The organism is Streptomyces fractus (assembly GCF_049844455.1).
Taxonomy (GTDB): Bacteria; Actinomycetota; Actinomycetes; order Streptomycetales; family Streptomycetaceae; genus Streptomyces; species Streptomyces fractus.
In genome coordinates, this window is sequence record NZ_JBMYHI010000002.1 from 8,774,104 (window position 1) to 8,794,770 (window position 20,667).

Below are 20,667 nucleotides of genomic sequence, written 5' to 3' on the forward strand. Positions count from 1 at the left end.
CGCCCCGCTCAGAAGAGTGAGATCGCCAAGTGGCCGAGCGGTAACCCGAGTTGCCATGCGGGTGTCCACACCTGGGGCCCGTCCTCCTCGTCCGGCACCGGCACCGCGTCCAGGTCGGGGGCGAGCAGCTCGGTCTCCTCCAGCCATCTCCACGCCGCCTCGGCGAGCAGCAGGTCGGGCGAGGACCGCCGCGTGGCCGCGTCCAGGTCGAGCCGCTCCGCGAAGCGGTCCCGTACCCACGACTGCCACGGCTGGTCGTACGCCGTCAGCGACAGCCAGTTCTCCAGCTGGGACACGACGCGGATGCCGGACAGCTCGTCGCCCGCGTCGGACAGGTAGATCGTCAGGGCGAGCGCGTCCCGCCCCGCCTTGAACTCGAAGGACGTCGGCGGCATCAGGTCGCCGGTCCGCAGCAACTCGTCCGCGATGTACTCCGCGTACAACCACGCCATGGGGACGACGAGGCCGCCGCCCGGTCCACCCTCGGCGCCGGACGTGCCGCCCGTGCCCTCTTCGCTCCCGTACCGCATCGCCTTCCTGCCTTCCTCCGGTCCGCGTGCTGCATCGGCCCCCGGACCCACCCGTCCCAACTCACCGGGGAGGACAGCGGATTACTCAATCGAGGAATGGGTGTGCGGAGCAAGGCGCTTTACCGATGCTTGACCCGGGCTTCGGTTTCATCGCAGGTCGGGTGCGTAACCCGGAAGGACGCGTCGCAACGCACGCAACGCGTAATACGCACGGGACTTCACCGTACCGGTGGGAATGCCGAGGGTCTGTGCGGCCTCCGCCACACTGGCGCCCTTGAAGTAGACCTCGAGCAGGACGGCGCGGTGTTCGGGGGTGAGGGTCGCCACGGCGTCCCGCACGTCGAGCGCCGCCGCCGAGCGCTCCGCGTGGTCCGCGCACACCCGCGCGTTCTCCAGGACGGCGTCGCCCACCTCGGCGGGCCGCGAGAGCCGGGCCCTGCGGGCGTCGATGGCGAGCCGCCGCCCGACCGTGAACAGCCAGGGCCGCACCGACTCGTAGCGCGGGTCGAGGGCCTCGGGATGCTGCCAGGCGCGTACGTACGTCTCCTGGACGAGGTCCTCCGCGCGCTGGGCGTCACCGTCGCACAGGCGCAGCAGGAACGAGAACAGCGGACCGCCGTGCTCCCGCTGGACCTGGGCGAGGTCCTCCTCCGTCGTCGTGGGTGTCGTGAACGCCGTCGTCATGGGCGTATGGCAACGCAGCCCGCCCCGCGCGCCCAGGGGACGCGCGGGGATCTGCGGCGGGCGGGGCGAAGCCGTCGACGAGCGGTGCGGTGAGCGGGACGGGCGGAGCCCCGGCGGTCCTGTGCGCAATCAGTCGGCTGTGCGGGCCAGCTCGGACTTCCGGTACGAGTAGCCGAAGTAGATGACCAGACCGATCAGGAACCACACGGCGAACCGCACCCACGTCTGCCACTGCAGGAACGTGATCAGCCAGATCGAGAAGACGATGCCCACAGCGGGCACGACCGGCATCGCCGGGGTACGGAAGGTGCGCGGCAGCTCCGGCTGGCGGTAGCGCAGCACGATCACCGCGACGCAGACCACGACGAACGCCAACAGGATGCCGATGTTGGTGAGTTCGGCCGCCTCGCCGATCGGCAGGAAGCTGGCGATGGCTGCGGAGCAGACGCCGACGATCCACGTCACGCGGGTCGGCACGTGCCGCGTCGGGTGGGTCTTCGCGAACCACTTCGGCAGCAGGCCGTCGCGCGACATGGAGAACCACACGCGCGTGACGCCCAGCATGAACGTGAACATCACGGTGAGGATGCCGATGATCGCGCCCACCGCGATCACGTCCGCGAGGCCGCTCAGGCCCACCGACTTGAACGCGGTCGAGAACCCGCTCTCCGGGTCGATGTGCTTGTAGTTCTGCATGCCGGTCAGGACCAGGCAGGCGAGCACGTACAGGACCATCGAGATGATGAGCGAGTAGATGATCGCCTTCGGCATGTGCCGCTGCGCGTCCTTCGACTCCTCGGCCGCCGTCGACATGGCGTCGTAGCCGAACACCGCGAAGAAGACCGTGGCCGCGCCGGTGAACGCGCCGCTGACGCCGAACGGGAAGAACGGCGTGTAGTTGCCGGTGTTGATGTGGAAGACGCCGACGCCGATGACGAGCAGCACGACGAGGACCTTCAGGACGACCACGAAGGTCTCGAAGCGGGCCGCGTTCTTCATGCCCATGTTCAGCAGCCACGCGATGAGCAGACAGAGCGCGGCGGCGAACAGGTCGACCTTGTGGCCGCTGCCCGTGCCCGGCGCGCCCAGCATCCAGCGGGGCAGGTCGAGGCCCATCTCGCCCAGCAGGAAGCTGAAGTAGCCGGAGATGCCGATGGCGACGACCGCGACGATCGCCGTGTACTCCAGGAGCAGGTCCCAGCCGATGAACCAGCCGACGAGCTCACCGAGGACCGCGTAGCCGTACGTGTACGCGGACCCGGCCTTCGGGATGAGCCCGGCGAACTCCGCGTACGACAGGGCGGCCGCCGCGCTCGCGATGCCCGCGATGAGGAACGAGACGAGGACCGCGGGGCCCGCCGTGCCGTTGGCGACGGTGCCGGCGAGGGTGAAGATGCCGGCGCCGATGATGCCGCCGACGCCGATCGAGGTGAGCTGCCACAGCCCGAGGGAACGGGTGAGCTTTCCGCCGGACTCCGTGTCCTCGATCTGCTCGATGGGCTTGCGGCGCAGTACGCCCTGCCCTCTCGAGATCTTCGGGGGGACGGTCATGGGGACCTCACCTCTTCGCTGCTGCGACGACGGCTGACGGCCGATCATGATGCCCGTGCGGCAGCAGGGACGGAAGACGGCAGCGCCGTGGAGGCACCCACGGAAATGTTTACGGCACGACCGTCACCGGCCAGCGCCCCGCCTTCACCAGACGTACGGCGACCGAGCCGACGATGCGGTGGCCCGCCTGCTCCGAGGCGCCGACCACCACCGCGTCCGCCTTCAACTCGTCGGCGGCCGTGACCAGGCCGTTGAACGGGTCGCCGCGGAAGGTATGGAACTCCCAGCGCACGTCGTATATCCCCTTCACGCGCGCGGCCGAGGCGCGGATCTCCTTGATGAGCCCCTCCGCGATCTCGTCGGTCGTCTCGGCGACGGGCACCCCGAGCGCGGCCCCGCCCGTCATCACGGGCTGCACATAGACCACGGCGAGCAGAGCCCGCTGCCTGCGGGCCAGGCCCCCCGCGTAGGCCGCCGCGCGGAACGAGGAATCGGAGCCGTCGACACCGACGACGATCACTTTCGGTCCGTCGGTGCCGCGTTCGAACTGATGTGGGTGCTCTTCGGTCACGCGGCAGAGGTTAACCGAGAAGCCGCCGATCAGGTGCTTTCCCGCGTCCCATCCGGTGGTTCCGTGCGCGGCGCCCGCGTGCCGTGTCACGCATTAATCATGACAAAGCATCAGGACACCACGGGTCGGCGCGCGTTGCTGCGCGGCTTCGGCGCCGTCGGCCTGGCCGCGCTCACCGGCTGCGCCGGCACCGACCGACAGGGCGCCGCCCCGGCCCCGGCGGGCGGTCCCGTCCGCCCCGTGCGCGAGTCGTCCTCGTACCGGCTGCGCCCGATGGCAGGACCGGGTCCCCGGCGACCCGCCCCGAAGGTGCGCACGGCGCCCGTCCTGAGGCTGGACACCGAGCCCGGCGACCGCGCCATGGCACTCACCTTCGACGACGGCCCCGACCCCGCGTACACCCCCGAGATCCTGCGGATCCTGCGCGCACACGACGTGCGCGCGACGTTCCTCGTGTGCGGAGACCGGGCGACGGAGAGCCCCGACCTGCTGCGCAGCATGGCCGACGCGGGGCATGTCATCGGCAACCACACCTGGACACACCCCCTGCTCCTGAAGCTGGACAGGACACGGATCCGCGCCGAGATCGAGCGCACCAGCGAACTCATCGAGCGGACGATCGGCGAGCCCCCGATCTGGTTCCGCGCGCCCTACGGAGCGTGGAACCGGAACGTCTTCGAACTGGGGACCGCACTCGGCATGGAGCCCCTCGCCTGGACCGTGGACTCGCTCGACTGGGACAACCCCGGCGCCCCCACGGTGATCTCCCGGGTGGTGCACGGGGCGGCGCCGGGCGTCATCGTGCTCAACCACGATGCCGGCGGCGACCGCTCCCAGACACTCACCGCGGTGCGCAGCTACCTGCCGCGCCTGCTCGACGCCGGATACCGGATGACGGTGCCGCGTCCCTACGGCGTGTGACACGGCATCGGGGACGTGACACCGGGAGCCATCGAATCAGCGCGTCGACACCAGGCGCGCGAACGCCACGACGTTCCCCTCGTAGCCGTGCCGCTGGGAGAAGTGGCCGCCACACGTGATGAGCCGCAACTCCGGTGTGCCGTGCGAGCGGTAGACCTTGCGGCCCGGGAAGCGGGACTTCGCGAACACCTCGACCCCGTAGACCCGGAAGACCGCCGTCCTGCCGTCCTTGCGCCGGATCTCCACGTGGTGCCCCTCGCGCAGCGAGCCCAGGCCGTAGAAGACGGCGGGGCCGCGCGCGTTGTCGACGTGGCCCACGACGACCGCGGTGCCCCGCTCACCGGGCGCCGCCGCGCCCGAGAACCAGCCCGCCAGATTCGCCTCCTCGGGCGGCGGCGCGTCGATCCAGCCCTCCGCGTCCAGACCGACCTCCGCCACCGGGGCGTCGACCCGGATCGCCGGAATCCGCACCCGCTCGACCGGCGAGAAGGCCAACGGGCGGGCGGCCGCCACCCGCGCCGGCTCCGGCGCACGTCGTTCGGCGGCCGCGGCGGAGGCGGGCTGCGGCGGCCCCGGGTCGAGCTCCCCCGAACCGCTGCGGACGAGTGCGAGCCCGGTGAGCAGCACCAGCGCGAGCACACCCCACGGGGCGCGCCCTCTCGGCCGTTCCTCGTCCGCGAAGCGCCAGTTCGACATGGGAGGCGGGGGCGGCTCAGGCGCTCTTGTCGCCGGTGCGGCGGCGCGCCACGACGTACGCGGTGCCGAGCGCGCCCGCGATCAGGGCGCCACCGAGGGCGACCTCCTGAAGATCGAACCCACCGGCACTGCCGCCGATCCCGGCCTTGACGCCTTGCGGGACGGGGCTCGGCGACGTGTCGGGCCGGCCGGTCGCGATGGTGAGGTCGACGCGTCGGGGCTGGCTGCCGTCGCACGTGAACGTCACGGTGTAGGCGGCGCCCTGCTTCGCGTCCCAGTCGACGGGGACGGTGCGGGATCCCTCGCCGGGGGCGATCGTGACGTTGTCGAAGATCCCGGCCGACACCTTGGTGTCTCCCTTGCAGCCGGTGGCCGACAGGGTCACCTTGCCGCCCGCGGCGATCGTGGTGGGGGAGATGCTCGGTCGGAACGAGTCGGAGTCCGAGTCCGAGGCGTGCGCCGAGGGAGCGGTCAGGGTCAGCGCGGTGAGCGAGAGCACGGCGGCGGATGCGGCACGTATCGCGTGCATGAGGGTTCCTCCGGGTCCACGAGGAGCGGCAGCGGACCGTTTCCGCGCGCAGGGGACAGGCACCTCGATGCCGGAAACGCTAAGGACACCCCCGTACGGCCGCGATCGGTGTCGTACGAACGGGGCACACGTGTGGGCCGGTCAGGTGGCTGGCGGGCCGTGCTGACGCTCCGTCCGCCCACCGGTGTGCCACACGTGCGGGCCCGCGCCGCGCCACTCGACGAGGTGCGGATCGTCGAGCGTCACGTCCGACTCGCCGAACCCGGCGCGACGCAGCAGCTCGGTGAGGTCCGCGTCGCTGTGCGCCAGGCCGAGCGCCTGTCCGCGTACGGAGACATGTCGCCCACCCGCCGGTGCGGGCGGGTGGACGACGATCGGGGTGTGCCATCGGGTCATGCACCACAGAGTGCGGGGCGCCGGGGCGTGCCGCAGCCCGAATCGGTCAGTGGGCGCCGGGGAACAGCATGAGGAACGGCTCCGCGGTGGCCGCGACGCCGCGGCTGTACGGCGCGTCGAGGTCCCAGATCAGGAAGAGCAGGAACGCGATCAGGGACGAGAAGAGCCCGGCGAGGACCAGTTCGCGCGCGGTGCGCCTGATCTGGAGGGCGAAGATCATGCCGATGGTGACCAGGGCGCCCGTGATCAGGCCGAACCAGACGACGCCCGGCATCGTGGCGCCCGTCGAGTCCGCGCGTGCGCCGCGTGCGTCGTCGGCGGCCGTCACCTGGTCGAGCAGCGGCTGATAGGCCTGCGCCTGGAAGTCGTTCTTCGGCTCGTAGTCCGTGACGTCCTCGCGCACCTTCTGCAGCAGCGCGTCGCCCTTCGCGGTCAGTTCGCCCTTGGTGCGCATCGAGTCCCACTCGGTGGTGACGACATGGCTGACATACCTGTCGACATCCGAGCGAATCCGGTCCCGCACGTCCGCCGGGTAGACCCGGACGCGCTCACTGACCTCGTGCAGCGCCTGCGCCTCATTGCGTACGTGGTCCTGGGCGGCGCTGCGGCCCTCCCAGACGCCCGCGATGGCGAGGCCGAGGACGATCGCGTAGACCACCCCGATCATCATCGTCATGTACTCGATGACGTCGGGGGTTTCGGACGGGTCGTCGTCATCGCCGATCCTGCGCTGTTGCAGGACCAGGACGACGAGGACGACACCGCAGACCGCGAGCATCGCGAGGGCGAGAACAAGCCATTCCGACATCGACAGCTCCACAAAGTTTCAACAAGTTCAGCGGGGGCGCAGTGCGGCGACAGCGAGCACCGCGGGCGCGGTGATGAGGAGGGTGAGCGTCACCAGGGACGGGCCGCCGCTCGGCGGGGCGCGGTGGACGGTGGCGCGGTAGGCCGGGTAGTGCACCGGCTTCGGGCTGGGCTTCGGCTTCGTGTGGGTCGGCTTCGGCTTCGGAGGCGGTTCGGGAGCGGGTGGTGGAGGCGGGGGAGGCGTCGGGGTCGGCGGAGGAGGTGGAGGCGGCGGAGGCGGAGGGGGTGGTGGCGGTGGTGGGGGTGCCGGCTTGGGAGGCGGAGGCTTGGGCGCGGGCTTCTTCGGCGGGGGAGTGCTGGGGCCCGCGCGGCAGACGACGCCGCTGCCGGAGACCGCCACCGCGTCGCCCGACGAGCCGCCGTCGACGGACGCGTACGCGCAGTTGTCGGCCGGGGCGGCGAACGGCGCCGCGGCGGCGGCTGCGCTCGGCGCGCCGCACAGCCAGGCGGTGGCGAGTACCGCGATGACGCGGGTGACCAGGGCCGACCCGGAGCGCTTGGTTCGATGCACGACCAAGATCCTGGGCAGCGGAGGGACCCGGCACGCCGGGGCGGACCCGGAATGGCCCGATGGTGGGGCGCGGGAGCATTCGGGTTTGCGCGCGTGCGCGGGCCCGCCACCGCAACCCGTGTCCCACGGCGCCCGCCTCTGCCGCACCCGAAGAAATCTTCCCGCGCATTGAACACAGCCGTCACCGCCGCGCGTACCTAGGGCCATGTGCGGGCCGCCCCGGTTCGCACAACACCCAAGCAATGTGCGGGAGTTGAGATGAAGACCTCCTGGCGGAGCGCCTCGCTCGTAGCGACAGCTGCGGCCCTGCTGGCGCTGACGACGGCGTGCGGTCAGGACCAGGGCGACCAGGCGGCCACGGGTCAGAACGTGGGCAGCGCGGCCGACGCGCAGGGCGGATACGGGTCCTCCGACGGCTACGGCTCGTCCGGCAGCACCGACAAGAGCGCCGCCGAGACCAAGTCCGCGGGGCAGCTCGCCTCGTGGGACAGCAAGGAGCTGGGCAAGGTACTCACCGACAGCGACGGCATGACGCTGTACCGCTTCGACAAGGACACCGCCGAGCCGCCCAAGTCGAACTGCGACGCGGCCTGCCTGAAGGCGTGGCCGGCCGTTCCGGCGAGCGGCGCCAAGGCCGCGCCCGGGGTCGACGCCTCACTGCTCGGCGAGGTCACCGCCGCCGACGGCACGAAGCAACTGACGGTCGACGGCTGGCCCATGTACCACTACGCGATGGACAAGAAGGCCGGCGACGTCAAGGGCCAGGGCGTGGGCGGCACTTGGTGGGCCGCGGCCCCCGACGGCAAGAAGGCGAACAAGAAGGCCGAGCAGGAGGCCGGGGCCCAGCCCGCCGACCTCAAGGGCCTGTCCACGCGCAAGGACCCGAAGCTCGGCGAGATCGTCGTCGACAAGAACGGCATGACGGTCTACCGCTTCCTCAAGGACTCGGCGTGGCCCATCAAGTCGAACTGCGTCGGCGCCTGCGCCCAGAAGTGGCCGGCACTCGCTCCGGTTGCGAAGAACGACACGCAGAACATTCCACTGAAGGGCTACATGGCCTTCACAAGGCCCGACGGAACGAAGCAACAGACCCTGAACTGCTGGCCCGTCTACACCTTCTCCGGTGACAAAAAGGCAGGTGACACGAACGGTCAGGGCGTCGGAGGAACTTGGTATGCGGCGGCTCCGGATGGAAAGCCCGTAGGCGCGCCCAAGTAACAACCAGGTGGGTCCAGTGCGTTCGGTGAGGCGCTCACAGTAGAGTCGTCAACGGAATTGGCTCGTTGCCGGTCCGTTCCCCGCAAGGCCAGGTCAGGCCGTGTGGAGGGAGCGGGCCGGTTCTTTTCGTCGAGGAAAGAGAAGGTTTCGGGATGGTTTCGGATCGTTGCCGTTTGGCACGTGACGGAGGCAGTGACCGGGAACGGACGGTCAATTTCCGTTTTGACTCGCTCCATTGGCGGTGGATCAGTAGCCTCTGCTCGAACACCGGCTCGCCTACGCCATGGAGACCTTGATGCAGCGTCCCGCCTGGGCCCCACAGGGCATCGACATCACGGTGCCCAGTGTGTCCCGTATTTACGACTTCTACCTGGGCGGTTCGCACAACTTCGAGGTCGACCGGGAGGCCGCCCGCAAGGCCATCGAGTTCCTGCCGGGGCTGCCGAAGATCATGCAGGCGAACCGGGCGTTCATGCGCCGGGCCGTGCGGTACGCCGCCGACCTCGGCATCACGCAGTTCCTCGACATCGGCTCCGGCATCCCGACGTTCGGCAACGTGCACGAAGTGGCCCAGCAGGCGAGCCCCGGCGCGAGCGTCGTGTACGTCGATCACGACCCGGTCGCCGTCGCGCACAGCAGGGCGGTCCTCGAGGACGTCCCGCACACGGGCGTCGTCACGGCGGACCTGCGGAGGCCGCGGGAGATCCTGGAGAGCCCCGAGGTCGCCGAACTGATCGACCTGGAGCGGCCGGTGGCCCTGCTCCTCGTCGCCGTACTGCACTTCATCGAGGAGGCCGACGACCCGTACGCGGCCGTGGCCGAACTCAGCGAGGCGCTCGCACCGGGCAGCCTGCTCATCGTGACGCATGCCTCCAATGAGGGCATGCCCATAGAGACGGAGCGGGCGGACGGGATGGTCGACGTCTATCGAAACGATGTCCGCAATCCGCTGATCATGCGGAACCGCGACGAGGTCAAACGGTTCTTCAAGGGGTACGAGGTCGTCGAACCGGGCATCGTGGCGATGCCGGTGTGGCGGCCCGACACCGCCCCGGAGGACGAGGACCCGTACACCTTCGCGGGCTATGTGGGAGTGGGGCGCAAAGCGTGAGTGCTGCATCCTCCCGGGGCACGAACCCCGGACCCCCGGCCGGGAAATCCGGCCGCAAGGGCAGGCCGGCGCGGACCGACGACGGCGCCGGCGGTGAGGCGTCGGGCGGTCCGGAGGACAGAGTCCGCGGGTTCGCCACGATCTGGAGCCGGGCGATCTTCCCGGTCACGGCGACCTCGCTGACCCGGCACGAGTTCGAGGCGGAACTCGTGCCGCTCGCACGCCGATTGCGTACCGTCCTGGCCGCGCGCGCCCTGGACGGCGCGGAGGCGCGGGCCGTCGGCGCGGCTCTGGTCGCCGCCCACTGCACCGACCCCGAGGCGCTCACCCACACCCTCGACGTGGTGGAGACGCATCTCGTCCGGCACTGCGGCGAAGAGGCGCCCTCAGCGGAGCGTGCGGAGGAACTGCGCTCGCGCTGCGTCCGCATCCAGCACGCGCTGGCCGCCGGGTTCGCGACGGCGCTGCGGGAGCGCACCCGCGCCGAACAGGAGGCCATATCGCGGGCCGCGCTCGACGCCCGCAGCGCCGTCGCCGAAGCCCTGCACGCGAGCGAGGCCAAGTTCCGCGCGGTGTTCCACGGCGCCGCGATCGGCATCGGCATCGCCGACCTCGATGGCACCATCCTCGAGGTCAACGAGACGATGGTGCGGATGTTCGGCGGCAGCAGGCAGCAGCTGCTCAAGCGCAAGGCCCACGAGCTGACCCACCCCGAGGACGCCCCGCACATCTGGCGCATGTACCACGAGCTGGTGCAGGGCGAGCGCGAGCACTACCGGGTGGACAAGGCGTACTCACGCCCGGACGGCACCGCCCTGTGGACGAACCTGACGGTCTCGCTGCTGCGCGACGCGGACGGCGCCCCCCAGTACCAGCTCGCGCTCATGGAGGACGTGACCGAGCGCCGCCTGCTGAACCTGCGGCTGCGCTACGAGGCCACCCACGACGCGCTCACCGGGCTCCCCAACCGCACCCTGTTCTTCGAGCGCCTGGAGAAGGTCCTCGGCGCGGGCGAGGGCATGCGCTTCGGCCTGTGCTACCTCGACCTCGACGGCTTCAAGACCATCAACGACAGCCTCGGCCACGCGGCGGGCGACCGGCTCCTCGTCGAGGTCGCCGACCGCCTCCAGGCCTGCGCCACCGCCCCCGGCGAGATGGTCGCCCGGCTCGGCGGCGACGAGTTCGTGGCGCTGACCACCGGCAAGGACACGCAGGCCGAGGTCGACGAGCTGGCCGAGCGCATCATGCACGCCCTGGCCACCCCCATCCGCATCGACGGCCGCGAGCTGACCGTGCGCGGCTCGGTCGGCATCGTCGAGGGCCCGGCCGCCGAGCGCAGCCCCGCCGAGGTGCTGCGCAGCGCCGACATCACGATGTACCGGGCCAAGTCCGCGGGCGGCAACCGCTACGAGCTGGCCGACCCCGAGGCCGACGCCCGCGCCATCACGCGGCACGGGCTGACGACGGCGCTGCCCGCGGCCCTGGACCGCGGCGAGTTCTTCATCGAGTACCAGCCTCTGGTGCACCTCGGCGACGGCAGCGTGCGCGGCGCGGAGGCCCTGGTCCGCTGGCTGCACCCGCAGCACGGCGTGCTCGGCCCCGACCGTTTCATCCCGCTCGCCGAGCACACGGGACTGATCGTGCCGCTCGGGCGCTGGGTCCTCGAAGAATCGGTCCGGCAGGCGCGGGTCTGGCAGGACCGGTACGAGGAGGCGGGCCCGTTCCGCATCAACGTCAACCTGTCCCCGATGCAGTTGACCCACGCGGGCCTGGTGGCGGACACCGTCGACATCCTGGAGCGCTTCGGGCTCGAACCGGACGCGCTGTGCCTCGAAGTGACGGAGTCGGCGCTGATCGGCGCGGACGACGACCTCCTCAAGCCCCTCAGGCGGCTCTCCGAGATGGGCGTTGACATCGCCCTCGACGACTTCGGCACCGGCTACTCGAACCTGGCGAACCTGCGCCGGCTGCCCGTCAACGTCCTGAAACTCGACCGCTCCTTCACGCAGGGCATGCAGCAGTTCCCCGCGGACCCCGTCGACCTGAAGATCGTCGAGGGCATCGTCTCGCTCGCCCACAGCCTCGACCTCTCGGTCACGGTCGAGGGCGTCGAGACGGGTGCGCAGGCCGAGCAGCTCCGCCACCTCGGGTGTGACACGGCCCAGGGCTGGTACTACGCCCGGCCAGGTCCTCCGGACCGCCTCCACGAACTGGCCCTGGCGGACGCGACGGGGTGATCAAGCCCGGGCAAATCAAGCCCCGCCGGCGATTGAGGCGCGGGGTCCGGGGCGGAGCCCCGCGACCGTGCGCCGGGTGACCGCACCCGTCACTCCCGCCCCTCCAAGAGCATCCGCTGAAGCTCGCGCGCAGCGCGTGGCGGCGCCACGTCCGAGCGGTGCGCGAGCGCGATCGTGCGGCTCAGGCCGGGCTTGGCCAAGGGCGTCACGCGCAGATCCGCCCCGGCCCGGTGCGCCACCATCCACGGCACCACCGCCACCCCGAGCCCGGCCCGCACGAACCCGAGCACCGCGTCCATCTCGCCGCCCTCGACCGCGAAGTCCGGCTCGAACCCCTCGCCCCGGCACGCGGCGACGGTCAGCTCCCGCAGGTCGTACCCGTGCCGGAACATGACGAGCCGCTCGCCCTCCAGGTCGGAGATCCGCACGGACTTCCGGCCCCGCCCCGGCGTGGGCGCGTCCTGTGACGACACCACCACCAGTTCCTCGCGCAGCAGCTCCACCGTCGTGAGGGCGGGCGCCGGCGCCGGCAGCGGGAGCACGACGAGCGCGAGGTCGAGGGCGCCACGCGCCAGCTCACGTACGAGGTCGTGCGAACCGCCCTCCTCGATCATGAGCTGAATCCCGGGGTAGCGGTCGTGGAAGGACCGCAGCACGTCCGGCAGCAGGCCCGTGCACAGTGACGGCGTCGCGCCGAGCCGCACCCGCCCCCGCTTGAGCTGCGCCAGCTCCTGCACCTCGTGCCGCGCCGTGTCCGCGTCGGCGAGGATGCGGCGGGCGAGCGGGAGCAGCGCCTCCCCGGCGTCGGTCAGCGAGATGTTGCCGCGGGCCCGCAGGAAGAGGTCGACCCCCAGCTCCCGCTCGAGCGCCCGGATCTGCTGGGACAGCGACGGCTGGGCGACATGCACCAGCTCGGCGGCGCGCGTGAAGTGCCGGGTCTCCGCGACCGCGACGAAGTACTGGAGCTGCTGGAACTGCATACCGACCACCATAGACCCTCGATAGCGAATGCCTATCGAAATGAGGCGGACCATGTCTTGGACCGATCGGGCCTTTGGGCTCTAGCGTCTTGACCCATGGCTCTGGCAACGCGGACGGACCGACGGCCGTCCATGGCACGCACTGTCTGGGACAGCTCCGTCGGCAAGAAGACAGTCATGGCGGTGAGCGGGCTCGTCATGCTGCTCTACCTGGTCGCGCACATGATCGGAAACCTCAAGGTCTTCTTCGGCCCGCCGGAGATGAACCACTACGCGCACTGGCTGCGCACCATGGGCGAGCCGGTCCTGCACTACGAGTGGGGCCTGTGGCTCGTACGCATCGTGCTCGTCGTCGCCGTCGTGGCGCACGCGACCTCCGCGTACCAGCTCAGCCGCCGAGGCATCAAGGCGCGCCCCAGCAAGTACGCGCACAAGAAGGCGGGTTCGAGCTACGCCACGCGCACCATGCGCTGGGGCGGCATCATCCTCGGCCTGTTCATCGTCTGGCACATCCTCGACCTGACGACCGGCACCGTGCACCCCGGCGGCTACCAGCACCTGCACCCGTACCAGAACCTCATCGACACGTTCTCGACGTGGTACAGCAACGTCATCTACATCGTCGCGATGCTCGCCCTCGGCCTGCACATCCAGCACGGGTTCTGGAGCGCCGCGCAGACCCTCGGCGTCGGCAGCCGCACCCGCGACCGCGTCCTGAAGACCGTCGGCAACGTACTCGCCGTAGTGCTCACCCTCGGCTTCATCGCCGTGCCGGTGGGCGTCATGACCGGATTGGTGAGCTGAAGAACATGACCACGTCCAGGGAATACGCGGACTACACAACCGGCGAACCCGTCGTCGACACCAAGGCCCCGCAAGGGCCGGTCAACGAGCGCTGGGACACCCGCCGCTTCGAGGCCAAGCTGGTCAACCCGGCCAACCGGCGCAAGCACACCGTCATCGTCGTCGGCACCGGACTCGCCGGCGGCTCGGCGGGCGCCACACTGGCCGAACAGGGCTACCACGTCGTCCAGTTCTGCTACCAGGACTCGCCGCGCCGCGCCCACTCGATCGCCGCGCAGGGCGGCATCAACGCCGCGAAGAACTACCGCAACGACGGCGACTCGGTGCACCGCCTCTTCTACGACACCGTCAAGGGCGGCGACTTCCGCGCCCGCGAGTCGAACGTCCACCGGCTCGCGCAGATCTCCGTCGAGATCATCGACCAGTGCGTCGCGCAGGGTGTGCCGTTCGCCCGCGAGTACGGCGGCCTCCTCGACACCCGCTCCTTCGGCGGTGTGCAGGTGTCCCGTACGTTCTACGCCCGCGGCCAGACGGGACAGCAGCTGCTGCTCGGCGCGTACCAGGCGCTCAGCCGCCAAGTCGCCGCCGGGAACATCGAGTTGCACCCGCGCACCGAGATGCTCGACCTCGTCATCGTCGACGGCAAGGCCCGCGGCATCGTCGCCCGCGACCTGATCACCGGCAAGATCGACACGTACTTCGCGGACGCCGTCGTGCTCGCATCCGGCGGCTACGGCAACGTCTTCTATCTGTCGACCAACGCCATGAACAGCAATGCCACTGCCATCTGGCGCGCCCACCGACGCGGCGCCTACTTCGCCAACCCGTGCTTCACGCAGATCCACCCCACCTGCATCCCGCGCACCGGCGACCACCAGTCGAAGCTGACGCTGATGTCGGAGTCGCTGCGCAACGACGGCCGCATCTGGGTGCCGAAGGCGAAGGGCGACACACGTCCCGCGGGCGAGATCCCCGAGGACGAGCGCGACTACTACCTGGAGCGCATCTACCCGGCGTTCGGCAACCTCGTGCCCCGTGACATCGCCTCCCGCGCCGCGAAGAACGTGTGCGACGAGGGCAGGGGAGTGGGCCCCGGCGGTCAGGGTGTGTACCTCGACTTCGCCGATGCCATCGAGCGGATGGGCAAGAAGGCCGTCGAGGCCAAGTACGGCAACCTCTTCGACATGTACGCGCGGATCACCGACGAGGACCCGTACAGGACGCCGATGCGGATCTACCCCGCCGTGCACTACACGATGGGCGGCCTCTGGGTCGACTACGACCTTCAGACCACGATCCCCGGCCTGTTCGCGATCGGCGAGGCCAACTTCTCCGACCACGGCGCCAACCGGCTCGGCGCCTCCGCGCTGATGCAGGGCCTCGCGGACGGCTACTTCGTCCTCCCGGCCACCATCAACGACTACCTCGCCAAGCACCCGCACAAGGACGAGGTCGACGCCGACCACCCGGCCACCGTCGAGGTCGTGCGCGAGACCGAGGAGCGGCTCGCGAAGCTGCTCGCCGTCGACGGGGACCGCACGCCCGACTCCTTCCACCGTGAACTCGGCGAGCTCATGTGGGAGTTCTGCGGCATGGCCCGCACCGACGCCGGGCTGCGCAAGGCCCTCGACCGGATCCCGCAGATCCGCGAGGAGTTCTGGCGCCGCATCAAGGTGCCCGGCACCGGCGAGGAGTTCAACCAGTCCCTGGAGAAGGCCAACCGCATCATCGACTACATCGAACTCGCCGAGCTGATGTGCCTCGACGCGCTGCACCGCGCCGAGTCCTGCGGCGGCCACTTCCGCGAGGAGTCGCAGACCCCGGACGGCGAGGCCGCCCGTGTCGACGAGGAGTTCTCCTACGCGGCGGCCTGGGAGTTCACCGGCACCGGCGCGGCCCCCACCCTGCACAAGGAAGACCTCGTCTTCGAGTACGTCCACCCCACTCAGCGGAGCTACGCATGAAGCTCACCCTGCGCGTCTGGCGCCAGAAGAACGCCGACGCCGAAGGCGCCATGTCCACCTACGACGTGGACGGGATCAGTCAGGACATGTCGTTCCTGGAGATGCTCGACACCCTCAACGAGGAGCTCATCCTCAAGGGCGAGGACCCGGTCGCCTTCGACCACGACTGCCGCGAGGGCATCTGCGGCGCCTGCTCGCTCGTCATCAACGGCGACGCGCACGGCCCGGAGCGCACCACCACCTGTCAGCTGCACATGCGGTCCTTCAAGGACGGCGACACGATCGACATCGAGCCGTGGCGCGCCTCCGCCTTCCCGGTCGTGAAGGACCTGGTCGTGGACCGCTCGGCGTTCGACCGGATCATCCAGGCCGGCGGCTACATCACGGCCCCGACGGGCGCCGCCCCCGAGGCGCACAGCACACCGGTGCCCAAGCCCGACGCGGACTTCTCCTTCGAGCACGCCGAGTGCATCGGCTGCGGCGCGTGTGTGGCCGCCTGCCCCAACGGCGCGGCCATGCTGTTCACTTCGGCGAAGATCAACCACCTCAACGTGCTGCCGCAGGGCGCGCCCGAGCGCGAGACCCGCGTCCTCGACATGGTGGGTCAGATGGACGAGGAGGGCTTCGGCGGCTGCACGCTCACCGGCGAGTGCGCGACGGCCTGCCCGAAGGGCATCCCGCTGTTCTCCATCACCAGCATGAACAAGGAGTGGCTGCGCGCGAACCGCAAGGTCAGCCGCTGATCCGGAAAGCGCGACAAGCGTCCCGCGAAGAGCGCGGGGTGGGCGGGACCGGCGTGGTGCTCAACCTCCGGTCCCGTCATCGCTTTCCGTGCCACGCCGGGCGCCCGGGCCACCCCGGGCATTCAACCTCCCCACATCCGCGCACGATGCGCTGGTCACGTACACGCCAACCGGGATCGGAAGAACTGAGGGGAAGGCCGCACCACGTCGGCCCCCAACTCCGCCGACAGGCACGTGACCAGGAGTCAGTCATGACCGGCGCACGTACGCTCGACCGCCCCGCACGCCCCGTCACCCCCACCCGCTACACCGTCTCCCTCACCCGGGACGCGGCCGATGTCCGCGCCGCCCAACGGCTGCGCCACGATGTCTTCGCCCTCGAAATGGGCGCCCGGCTCGACACCCCGCGACCCGGACTCGACGTCGACATGTTCGACGCCCACTGCGACCACCTGCTGGTGCGCGAGGCGCCCACCGGACACGTCGTCGGCACCTACCGCCTGCTGCCGCCAGCGCGCGCCGCCGAGGTCGGCCGGCTGTACTCCGAGGGCGAGTTCGACCTCAGGTCGCTCGCCCCGATTCGCCCGGACCTCGTCGAGGTCGGGCGATCCTGTGTGCACCCCGACCACCGCGACGGCGCCGTCATCGGCCTGATATGGGCGGCCATCGCCCGCTACATGGTCGACCGCGGCCACGAGTGGCTCGCGGGCTGCTGCTCGATCCCGCTCGCCGACGGCGGCGCACTGGCCGCGGCGACCTGGGACCGGGTGCGCGCCGCACACCTCGCGCCCGAGGAGTACCGGGTGACCCCGCTGCGGGCCTGGCGTCCTGACGACGTCGCCCGCCCCGCCGGACGCACCGCGCTCCCGGCCCTGCTGCACGGCTACACGCGGCTCGGCGCCTGGGTGTGCGGAGCGCCCGCCCACGACCCCGACTTCGGGGTCGCCGACCTGTACGTGCTCCTGTCGATGCGCCGGATGAATCCGCGCTACCTGAACCACTTCCTCTCGCTCGCCCCGGCCCGATGAGCGTCTGGCTGCCCACCGCGCCCTGCTCCAGCGCGTGCCTGGGGGACGAGAGCGCGGGCGTGCGGGTGCCGCGTGCGGTGCTGCGTCTCGCGGCGCTGCTCGCGGTGCTGCTCGTGGGCGTCGTGTTCCTGCCGGTCGGCCGGTGGGTGCCCGCGGGCGGCGTGCGCCTGTTTGCCCGGGCGGTCGTGCGCGCCACCGGGGTGCGGCTGCACCTGACCGGCGCGGCGCCGCCCACCGGCGGCTTGCTGGTGGTCGCCAACCACATCTCGTGGATGGACATCCCGCTGCTCGCCGCCGTCCGGCCGGCCCGCATGGTGGCCAAGAAGGAGATCAGGCGGTGGCCGGTCGCCGGTTTCCTGGCGGCGCGGGCGGGCGTGGTCTTCCTCGACCGCGACCGGCTGCGGGCGCTGCCCGGCACGGTGGCCCGGCTCGCCGAGGTCCTCGGGCGGGGCGGCGCGGTGGCGGTGTTCCCGGAGGGCAGTACCTGGTGCGGCCGGGCCCGGGGGACCTTCCGCCGGGCCGCGTTCCAGGCCGCCCTGGACGCGGGCACACCGGTGCAGCCGGTGCGGCTCGGCTACTTCCTGCCGGACGGCACGGTCAGCACCGCCCCCGCGTTCGTCGGCGACGACACCCTGTTCGCGGCCCTGTGGCGGGTCGCCTCCGCGCGGCGGATCGTGGCCCACGTGGAGGTCCGCCCGGTGCTCGCCGCGGGCCTCCACGCGGACCGCAGGGCGTTGGCCGGCGCGGCGCAGGACGCGTCGGGGAGGCGCGCACCGCACGGGCCACCGGCACTCACCACTACTCAGACACCCAGCTGACGCCGCAGGTAGACCCCGGTGCGGCTCGCGGGCTCGGAGGCCACTACGGACGGAGGACCCGCCACGACGACCCGCCCGCCCGCGGCCCCGCCGCCGGGACCCATGTCGATCACCCAGTCCGCCCCGGCGACCACCGCCATGTCGTGCTCGACGACGACCACGGAGTGCCCCGCGTCGACGAGCCCGCCCAACTGGCGCAGCAGCACCTCCACGTCCGCCGGATGCAGGCCGGTCGTCGGCTCGTCGAGCAGGTACAGGGTGTGGCCGCGCCGCACCCGCTGCAACTCGCTGGCCAGCTTGATGCGTTGGGCCTCGCCGCCCGACAGCTCGGTGGCCGGCTGCCCGAGCCGCAGATAGCCGAGACCGACGTCGAGCAGCGTGCGCAGGCTGCGCAGCACGGGCCGCGCCGCGGCGGCCGTCCTGTCGTCCGCCGCCTCGAAGAACTCCGCCGCCGACTCCACCGTCAGGTCGAGGACCTCGGCGATGTTCCGCCCCCGGTAGGTGACTTCGAGTGTCTCGGGGTTGTAGCGGGCGCCCGCGCAGTCCGGGCACGGCGTGTACGTGCTCGGCAGGAACAGCAGCTCCACGCTGACGAAGCCCTCGCCCTGGCAGGTCTCGCAGCGCCCGCCGGTGACGTTGAACGAGAAGCGGCCGACGCCGTAGCCGCGCGCCTTCGCCTCGTCGGTCGCCGCGAACACCTTGCGGACGACGTCGAACAGGCCCGTGTAGGTGGCCAGGTTGGAGCGCGGTGTGCGCCCGATCGGCTTCTGGTCGACGACCACGAGCCGGCCGACACCCTCCAGATCCTCGGTGATCTCGCCGATCAGCGTCGACTTCCCGGACCCGGAGACGCCCGTCACGGCGGTGAAGGCGCCCAGGGGGAGCTCGGCGCTGACCCCGCGCAGGTTGTGCCGGGTCACCGGGCCGACCTTCAACCATCCGGCGGGGGAGCGGACTTGGCGTTCCGCGGGCGGTGTGTCGTCGAAGAGGTAACGGGCCGTCGCCGACTCCGCGACCTCGCGCAGCCCGTCCACCGGTCCGCTGTGCAGCACCCGGCCGCCGTGCTCCCCGGCCCGCGGGCCGACGTCGACCAGCCAGTCGGCGTGCCGCATCACGTCCAGGTGGTGCTCGACCACGAACACGGAGTTGCCGGACGACTTCAGCCGGTCCAGGACGGTGAGCAGGGACTCGGTGTCGGCGGGGTGGAGTCCGGCCGACGGCTCGTCGAGAACGTACACGACACCGAACAGCCCTGACCTCAACTGAGTGGCCAGGCGCAGCCGTTGGAGCTCGCCCGCCGACAGGGTGGGGGTCGACCGGTCGAGGCTGAGATAGCCGAGGCCGAGCTCCGTGACCGTGGCGATGCGGGCCCGCAGATCCTCGGTGAGTACGCGCGCCGTCTCGGACGTGTCGCCCTCGGCGGCCAGCAGCTCGGCGAGGTCCGCGAGCGGGACACCGGCGAGATCGGCGATCGTACGGCCCGCGAAGGTGACGGCGAGGGCCTCCGCGCGCAGCCGGGCACCTCCGCAGGACGGGCAGGGCGTGCTCTCCAGGAACTTCTCCGCCTTGGCGCGCAGCGACTGGCTCTTGGAGTCCGAGAAGGTCTTGAGCACGTACCGGTTCGCGCTCATGTACGTGCCCTGGTACGGGCGGTGGATGCGGCCCGCGTCCCGCACCGGGTGCACGGTCACCACCGGCTGCTCGTCCGTGAACAGGATCCAGTCCCGGTCGGCCTGCGCCAACTCCCGCCACGGCCGGTCGACTTCGTATCCGAGCGCGTCGAGGACGTCGCGCAGGTTCTTGCCCTGCCAGGCGCCCGGCCACGCCGCGATGGCCCCTTCGCGGATCGACAGGGAGGGGTCGGGAACCAGCAACTCCTCGGTGGTGCGGTGCACTTGACCGAGCCCGTGGCAGGCGGGGCACGCCCCGGCCGCCGTGTTCGACGAGAAGGCGTCGGAATCCAGCCGCTCGGCGCCCGCCGGATACGTACCGGCCCGAGAGAACAGCATCCGCAGCGAGTTCGACAGCGTCGTCACCGTGCCGACCGAGGAACGGGACGTCGGCGCCGAACGGCTCTGCTGCAGCGACACCGCGGGCGGCAACCCGCTGATCTCGCCGACCTTCGGCGCGCCGACCTGGTGAATGAGCCGGCGCGCGTACGGGGCGACCGACTCGAAGTAGCGGCGCTGCGCCTCCGCGTAGATCGTGCCGAAGGCGAGCGAGGACTTGCCCGATCCTGACACCCCCGTGAAGACCGCGAGGACGTCCCGGGGGACGTCCACGTCGACGCCCTTGAGGTTGTGCTCGCGGGCGCCGCGCACCCGCACGAGACCGTCGTGGCGGGGGTCGGGCGAGGTGGGGTGGTGCATGGGGCGGGCTCCCGGTCGTACGGCTGTCGCTGCTGCCTACCCCATGATCCACCACGGGCGTGCGGGAGGCGGCACGGAGAACGCCCGATGAATGATGTGCACATGCCTTGACTGCTTGTCATGGGCTCACGCACGGTTA

General features: G+C 71.0%; 20 protein-coding genes. 9 read left to right on the top strand and 11 right to left on the bottom strand.

The genetic code is table 11. From position 1 onward, the window contains the following. Nucleotides 1-8: 8 nt before the first annotated feature. The 4 genes from ACP4E5_RS41960 to ACP4E5_RS41975 all read right to left on the bottom strand — a co-directional run bounded on the left by ACP4E5_RS41960 (nucleotide 9) and on the right by ACP4E5_RS41975 (nucleotide 3,336). Nucleotides 9-530, bottom strand: a complete 522-nt coding sequence (locus tag ACP4E5_RS41960) for a hypothetical protein (protein ID WP_425839145.1) — start codon at nucleotides 528-530, stop codon at nucleotides 9-11. A 147-nt stretch (nucleotides 531-677) separates the two neighbouring features. Further along, complete coding sequence (locus ACP4E5_RS41965) at nucleotides 678-1,214, bottom strand: sigma-70 family RNA polymerase sigma factor (protein WP_425839148.1); 537 nt, start codon at nucleotides 1,212-1,214, stop codon at nucleotides 678-680. Nucleotides 1,215-1,343: 129 nt separating this feature from the next. Beyond that, nucleotides 1,344-2,765 carry an amino acid permease gene (locus ACP4E5_RS41970; protein WP_425839150.1) on the bottom strand — a complete coding sequence of 474 codons (1,422 nt, stop codon included), beginning with the start codon at nucleotides 2,763-2,765 and terminating at the stop codon, nucleotides 1,344-1,346. A 109-nt stretch (nucleotides 2,766-2,874) separates the two neighbouring features. Beyond that, complete coding sequence (locus ACP4E5_RS41975) at nucleotides 2,875-3,336, bottom strand: universal stress protein (RefSeq protein WP_425839151.1); 462 nt, start codon at nucleotides 3,334-3,336, stop codon at nucleotides 2,875-2,877. Between the two features lie 99 nt (nucleotides 3,337-3,435). Here ACP4E5_RS41975 and ACP4E5_RS41980 point away from each other — a divergent pair, with 99 nt between their 5' ends. Continuing rightward, on the top strand, nucleotides 3,436-4,257 hold the full coding sequence (locus tag ACP4E5_RS41980; protein WP_425839153.1) for a polysaccharide deacetylase family protein: 822 nt from the start codon (nucleotides 3,436-3,438) through the stop codon (nucleotides 4,255-4,257). Between the two features lie 36 nt (nucleotides 4,258-4,293). Here ACP4E5_RS41980 and ACP4E5_RS41985 read toward each other — a convergent pair whose 3' ends face one another. The 5 genes from ACP4E5_RS41985 to ACP4E5_RS42005 form a co-directional block, all read right to left on the bottom strand. Beyond that, on the bottom strand, nucleotides 4,294-4,953 hold the full coding sequence (locus ACP4E5_RS41985) for a class F sortase (protein ID WP_425839156.1): 660 nt from the start codon (nucleotides 4,951-4,953) through the stop codon (nucleotides 4,294-4,296). 16 nt (nucleotides 4,954-4,969) lie between these two features. After that, nucleotides 4,970-5,482, bottom strand: coding sequence for a hypothetical protein (locus ACP4E5_RS41990; RefSeq protein ID WP_425839159.1), 513 nt, complete (start codon nucleotides 5,480-5,482; stop codon nucleotides 4,970-4,972). Nucleotides 5,483-5,623: 141 nt separating this feature from the next. Further along, nucleotides 5,624-5,878, bottom strand: coding sequence for a hypothetical protein (locus tag ACP4E5_RS41995; protein ID WP_425839161.1), 255 nt, complete (start codon nucleotides 5,876-5,878; stop codon nucleotides 5,624-5,626). Between the two features lie 46 nt (nucleotides 5,879-5,924). Then, on the bottom strand, nucleotides 5,925-6,686 hold the full coding sequence (locus ACP4E5_RS42000; RefSeq protein WP_425839164.1) for a bestrophin-like domain: 762 nt from the start codon (nucleotides 6,684-6,686) through the stop codon (nucleotides 5,925-5,927). 27 nt (nucleotides 6,687-6,713) lie between these two features. Continuing rightward, a complete protein-coding gene (locus ACP4E5_RS42005; RefSeq protein WP_425839167.1) occupies nucleotides 6,714-7,256 on the bottom strand; it encodes a hypothetical protein in 543 nt (180 codons plus the stop codon). A gap of 258 nt (nucleotides 7,257-7,514) precedes the next feature. Here ACP4E5_RS42005 and ACP4E5_RS42010 point away from each other — a divergent pair, with 258 nt between their 5' ends. From ACP4E5_RS42010 to ACP4E5_RS42020, 3 genes are all read left to right on the top strand, one after another. Next, a complete protein-coding gene (locus ACP4E5_RS42010; protein ID WP_425839170.1) occupies nucleotides 7,515-8,474 on the top strand; it encodes an SCO0930 family lipoprotein in 960 nt (319 codons plus the stop codon). Nucleotides 8,475-8,769: 295 nt separating this feature from the next. Continuing rightward, nucleotides 8,770-9,585 carry an SAM-dependent methyltransferase gene (locus tag ACP4E5_RS42015; protein ID WP_425839173.1) on the top strand — a complete coding sequence of 272 codons (816 nt, stop codon included), beginning with the start codon at nucleotides 8,770-8,772 and terminating at the stop codon, nucleotides 9,583-9,585. A 140-nt stretch (nucleotides 9,586-9,725) separates the two neighbouring features. Then, nucleotides 9,726-11,822 (top strand): putative bifunctional diguanylate cyclase/phosphodiesterase, encoded by a 2,097-nt coding sequence (locus ACP4E5_RS42020; RefSeq protein ID WP_425842076.1) that lies wholly within the window; start codon nucleotides 9,726-9,728, stop codon nucleotides 11,820-11,822. Between the two features lie 89 nt (nucleotides 11,823-11,911). On the opposite strand, the gene ACP4E5_RS42025 is transcribed toward ACP4E5_RS42020, so the two are convergent. Next, nucleotides 11,912-12,802: a LysR family transcriptional regulator gene (locus ACP4E5_RS42025; RefSeq protein ID WP_425839176.1), complete on the bottom strand. Its 891-nt coding sequence runs from the start codon at nucleotides 12,800-12,802 to the stop codon at nucleotides 11,912-11,914. A 132-nt stretch (nucleotides 12,803-12,934) separates the two neighbouring features. Between ACP4E5_RS42025 and ACP4E5_RS42030 the strand changes: the two genes are divergently transcribed. From ACP4E5_RS42030 to ACP4E5_RS42050, 5 genes are all read left to right on the top strand, one after another. Beyond that, nucleotides 12,935-13,606 (top strand): succinate dehydrogenase, encoded by a 672-nt coding sequence (locus ACP4E5_RS42030; RefSeq protein ID WP_425839179.1) that lies wholly within the window; start codon nucleotides 12,935-12,937, stop codon nucleotides 13,604-13,606. A 5-nt stretch (nucleotides 13,607-13,611) separates the two neighbouring features. Beyond that, on the top strand, nucleotides 13,612-15,570 hold the full coding sequence (locus ACP4E5_RS42035; protein ID WP_425839181.1) for a fumarate reductase/succinate dehydrogenase flavoprotein subunit: 1,959 nt from the start codon (nucleotides 13,612-13,614) through the stop codon (nucleotides 15,568-15,570). Next, nucleotides 15,567-16,313, top strand: coding sequence for a succinate dehydrogenase/fumarate reductase iron-sulfur subunit (locus ACP4E5_RS42040; protein ID WP_425839184.1), 747 nt, complete (start codon nucleotides 15,567-15,569; stop codon nucleotides 16,311-16,313). Before ACP4E5_RS42035 ends, ACP4E5_RS42040 begins: the two co-directional genes overlap by 4 nt. A gap of 251 nt (nucleotides 16,314-16,564) precedes the next feature. Next, nucleotides 16,565-17,341 carry a GNAT family N-acetyltransferase gene (locus ACP4E5_RS42045; RefSeq protein ID WP_425839187.1) on the top strand — a complete coding sequence of 259 codons (777 nt, stop codon included), beginning with the start codon at nucleotides 16,565-16,567 and terminating at the stop codon, nucleotides 17,339-17,341. Then, nucleotides 17,338-18,159 (top strand): lysophospholipid acyltransferase family protein, encoded by an 822-nt coding sequence (locus ACP4E5_RS42050; protein WP_425839190.1) that lies wholly within the window; start codon nucleotides 17,338-17,340, stop codon nucleotides 18,157-18,159. Before ACP4E5_RS42045 ends, ACP4E5_RS42050 begins: the two co-directional genes overlap by 4 nt. On the opposite strand, the gene ACP4E5_RS42055 is transcribed toward ACP4E5_RS42050, so the two are convergent. Further along, a complete protein-coding gene (locus ACP4E5_RS42055; RefSeq protein WP_425839193.1) occupies nucleotides 18,144-20,528 on the bottom strand; it encodes an ATP-binding cassette domain-containing protein in 2,385 nt (794 codons plus the stop codon). The genes ACP4E5_RS42050 and ACP4E5_RS42055 overlap by 16 nt on opposite strands. Nucleotides 20,529-20,667 lie beyond the last annotated feature (139 nt).